2 protein-coding genes are annotated in these 2,553 nt (G+C 47.5%); both read right to left on the bottom strand.

Annotation, left to right across the window (positions count from 1 at the left end; genetic code table 11):
• Positions 1–278: 278 nt before the first annotated feature.
• A complete protein-coding gene (locus GT748_RS14840; protein WP_149965651.1) occupies positions 279–1,436 on the bottom strand; it encodes an IS91 family transposase in 1,158 nt (385 codons plus the stop codon).
• Positions 1,429–2,292: a tyrosine-type recombinase/integrase gene (locus GT748_RS14835; RefSeq protein ID WP_155164837.1), complete on the bottom strand. Its 864-nt coding sequence runs from the start codon at positions 2,290–2,292 to the stop codon at positions 1,429–1,431. Before GT748_RS14835 ends, GT748_RS14840 begins: the two co-directional genes overlap by 8 nt.
• Positions 2,293–2,553: the final 261 nt, after the last annotated feature.

Below are 2,553 nucleotides of genomic sequence, written 5' to 3'. Positions count from 1 at the left end.
AATTCTTTAGGAAAGTATCAGATTCAGAGCAAGAAAAATAGCAGTTCTGAGTAAAATTGAACTGCTCTGAATGTGATTCTTTCCAATTGTACCAATTCGCGGACGATCAGCCGGGAGACTTATGGGGATTGTATCTTTCCGGAGAGCCGAAAAAATTCATATTTCCTATGAAAAGCTGAAAGATTGGGTGAATTTCTAGTGATAAACGGATTTCCGGGCATGCTTCGCAGACCTTCCGGAGGGAGGCCTTAAAAAATCGGTATGAAAAAAACTTTAGTTTATGGGAAAGGAGCATGGCTCCTCCCCAGCTGCTGCATGGAAGCACAGCCGCATTCCGGGCAGACAGCCAGATCGATGTTCCATACTGCTTTGAGCAGTTCTGCCATAGTTAGGCCTGCATAGCGCTGACGGAACCTCTGACGTCCCTGGATCCGGAAGATCAGTTTCAGATTTTTGGACTTCATCCGGTTGTTGAGAAATCCATAGTAGCGGATCTTTTGGAAACCGGTGGGGAGTACATGCATCAGGAACCGCCGGATAAACTCTTTGTGGCAGAGAGTGATCTGCCGTTTGGGGTCACCGGGTTTCCTGCCCCGCGCAGAGAAGATAACCTCTTCCTCTGTGACGGAAAGGATCCTGTTGTTGGAGACAGCAACCCGGTGAGTATATCGTCCCAGATACTCGATGGCATTGCCAAAGCCGTTGAAGGTCTCTTTAATATAAGGGCACCAGTCTTTTTTATAAAGGCTGTTTTTAAATTCCTTCCAGCATCCGGTCTCCTGCAATTCCTGACAGGAAGAAGAAAAAATAAGTTTCTCCTGTTGGTACAGAGCATCCAGGAGAGAAAGATATTTCCCCTTGAACTTATCCCGGAGGACTCTGACCGGGATGAAAAACTTTGCGGAAGACTTCCTGATCCTGCGGTCAGAAGTAAGCCCGCCTCCAGAAATGATACAGTGCATGTGGACATGGTAGTCCAGTTCCTGATTCCAGGTGTGGAGTACCTGGATGATCCCAGGCTGTGCTCCAAGGTGTTTTTTGTCAGCAGACAGTTCCAGAAGCGTTTCGGCGCAGCATTTATGGAGCAGTCCGTAAAGAAGCTTTTGATTACAGTAGATCAGAGGGTTGAGTTCGTGCGGGAGTGTAAACACCACATGGAAGTAAGGGGAGTCAATGACTTCCGCCCTGCGTTTATCCACCCAGATTTCTTTCAGGATGGCCTGACAGTTGGGGCAGTTCCGGTTGCGGCAGGAATTATTGTGGAACGCTACATGTCCGCATTGCATGCATTCGCTGACATTGACTCCGAGCTTGCCGGACTTACAGGCCAGGATGGCGCGGGAAGTTTTTTTCTGATCTTCGGACTGGAAATGTCCGGATTGGCAGTAATCATCATAAGAATCCTGCCAGATCTTCTGAATTTTGAGATTACTCATGGGAAGCACCTCCGATCCGGTCAAAAGGGGACATCACATTTCTTGCCTGATACGAGGCAAGATGAATATAGATCAGGGTAGAATTCAGGGACTTGTGTCCCATGAGATTTTTAATGGTCAGCAAATCTGCCCCATTTTCATAAAGGTGGGTGCCGAAAGCGTGGCGGAAAGAATGACAGGTAAGCCGGTGCTCCCATCCAAGGGAATCTTCATGTGCCCGCATGTGACGGCAGATATAAAAAGTATCAATGGGGCGGGAAGGATCCGTCTGTTTTGGGAAAAGCCAGCCGGTTGGACGTCCGTATCTAAACCAGTAGTCGGTGAGGATATCCAGAGCTTTTTGGGAAAGGATGGCGTAGCGGTCGGAACGGTTTTTGGAATGGGCGACATGGATCCGCATATTTTTCCGTTCGATATCGCAGTAACGGAGGTTACAGACTTCCCCGACCCTGAGCCCGGCAGAGTACATGAGAGCGACCATAGCTTTTGGTTTGAGGTCCAAAAGAGTGGAGATAAAAAGTTCCGCTTCCTTCTGGGTAGGAACAAACGGAAGATAGGAATCGAATTTCCGCATAGGGAGCTGGGTGGGATCCCATGGTTTGTGCAGGACATACATGGTGAAGAAATGGAGTTGAGAGATACAGTGGTTGATCGTGCGGTCAGAAAGGGAACGCTCTTTCTGAAGCCAGCGGATAAAATCCCGGAGCTCCTCCCAGGAAACGTCCTCCGGCCGTTTGAGTAGAATGGTTTGAAGGTAATCCAGATAAGAGCGGATGTAAGTAGAATAAGATTTTACAGTATGGTCAGTAAGACCACGCAGGGAGATCATCTCCCGGTAAAGTTTTAGATAATCCATGACGGAACCTCCTTGAAAGATGTAGTAATAGGCCAACAGATGACAGGTCTCTCAAGGCGGTGGCCGTGGAAAAAGATCAGATATGTAGTTGTTGAGTTTGGAAATCCATGTTAAACTAATCATAGCAGTTGGCGGTTTATGATGTTTGTGGAGTGTGGTAACTTAACAATACAACATAAATACAAAAACTGCTATTTTTTTCGGAAAAGCAGCGGAATTATGTACCTTGCACTAGCCGTCGCGCCAGCGACTTGGTACAAT

Origin of the sequence: Bittarella massiliensis (ex Durand et al. 2017), from assembly GCF_009876955.1 — a bacterium.
GTDB classification, from domain to species: domain Bacteria; phylum Bacillota; class Clostridia; order Oscillospirales; family Ruminococcaceae; genus Bittarella; species Bittarella massiliensis.
The sequence above is the reverse complement of the archived record's forward strand: the minus strand, read 5'-3'. Positions and strand labels throughout refer to the sequence as shown.